At 36.4% G+C, this 1,714-nt stretch carries 2 protein-coding genes; both read right to left on the bottom strand.

Annotated features, from left to right (window positions below):
- Nucleotide 1: 1 nt before the first annotated feature.
- Nucleotides 2-790: a flagellar basal-body rod protein FlgG gene (flgG, locus tag J6V67_RS03805; RefSeq protein WP_291858986.1), complete on the bottom strand. Its 789-nt coding sequence runs from the start codon at nucleotides 788-790 to the stop codon at nucleotides 2-4.
- Between the two features lie 11 nt (nucleotides 791-801).
- Nucleotides 802-1,617 carry a flagellar hook-basal body protein gene (locus J6V67_RS03800; protein WP_291858983.1) on the bottom strand — a complete coding sequence of 272 codons (816 nt, stop codon included), beginning with the start codon at nucleotides 1,615-1,617 and terminating at the stop codon, nucleotides 802-804.
- Nucleotides 1,618-1,714 lie beyond the last annotated feature (97 nt).

The raw sequence follows: 1,714 nt of genomic DNA, 5'->3' as shown, positions 1-1,714 counted from the left end.
ATTATCGTTTTAGTTGATTTACGGTTTGAAGCATCTCATCGCTTGTTGTAATTGCTTTAGAATTTGCCTCATATGCTCTTTGACCTGTGATTAGATCTGTCATCTCTTCAACTAATTGAACATTACTCATCTCTACAAACCCTTGCTTAATCTGACCAAATCCATCTTGACCGCCATTACCAATATTTGGCGCACCGCTTGCTGCTGTTTCTAAAAAGTTATTATCCCCCATAGCATGAAGTCCAGCTGGATTAATAAAGCTAGCTAATTCAACTTGCCCAATTTGTGTCATCTCTTCATTACCTGGTTGAAGTACTGATATAGTTCCATCAGTTCCTACTGAAATCTCAATTGCATCAGCTGGAATAGTCATCTCAGGAAGCAGTCTATATCCATCGCTATTTACTATATTTCCATCACCATCAAGTTTAAATGAGCCGTTTCTTGTGTATGCTGTTGTACCATCTGGTAGTTGAACTTGGAAAAATCCATTTCCAGCAATTGTCATATCTAGATTATTTCCAGTCTCTTTAAAATAACCTTGATTAAACATCTTTGTAATCGCAGTCGGTCTAACACCAAGACCTACTTCCATACCTGTAGGGCTCATCGTTGTAGCGCTTGTAGGTGTGCCAGCGTATTGCATTGTTTGATACATTAAATCTGCAAATTCAGCTCTATTTTTCTTATAGCCAATTGTATTTACGTTTGAGATGTTATGCGATGTTGTATCGATTTGTGTTTGTTGTGCTATCATCCCGGTTGCTGCTGTATATAGTGATCTTATCATTTTTCTATCCTTTAGTTAGCTCTCATAGAAGCTAGTTTATTTATTGCATCTTGGTTAAGGTCGCTCATATGCGTTGTCATAACTTTTTGGTACATATCTACCATTCTTTGTGTTTCGATTAGACTTACCATCTCTTTAACTGGATTTACATTTGATATTTGTGCATAGCCTTGAGCGATTGAACCGCTTGCTATATTATCAGTTAGGCTATCAATATTATCTAGTTTATAGAGATTATCGCCCTCCTTTTGTAAATCTCTAAGCTCTCTAGGCTGAGCGATATAAAATCTCCCCACAGGCTCATCTCCTGCGTAAATATTACCATCTTTATCGACTGTCATTTGAGCATCTTGCGGGATTTGAATACCTCTATTTGGCCCTTGTTGAGCAGCATAGTTGCTAGGCAGTACTCTATAACCTTCTTTTGTAACTAAATACCCTTCGCTATCTAAATTTAGTGAGCCATTTTTAGTCAGCCTTATACCTGATGGACTATCTACTAGTAAAAATAGATCATTTTTGCCAAGTGATATATCTAGCGGATTATTAGTATGCTTTAGCCCCCCAGTGCCAAAATCAGTATAAACCTCATTGATATGTGGCACTCTATTTAATGTGCGGTTTAGAAATTTAGCTGAATCTTTAGTGTGATTTTCTAGCGGCAAAGCATCCTTTGTCTCTTTAAATATTCTTTCAAAATCAGCTATTACCACATCATCTTTTTTATATCCACTAGTATTTACATTAGCTAAGTTATTAGTAATGATATCTAAGCGGTTAAACTGTGTCGCCATTGCGCCAGTTGCTTGATAATATCCATTTTGCATAATCGCTCCTGCGTTAATTTTCTAGTCCTTAAGCAAGTTGTGTTCCAATTTTGAATTTAAACTATAAGAACCCCCTTAGTTTCTATATGTTATAATT

Source organism: Campylobacter sp., from assembly GCF_017646085.1.
Taxonomy (GTDB): domain Bacteria; phylum Campylobacterota; class Campylobacteria; order Campylobacterales; family Campylobacteraceae; genus Campylobacter.
Note: the sequence above shows the minus strand (reverse complement) of the source record. Positions and strands in the feature narration are given on the sequence as shown.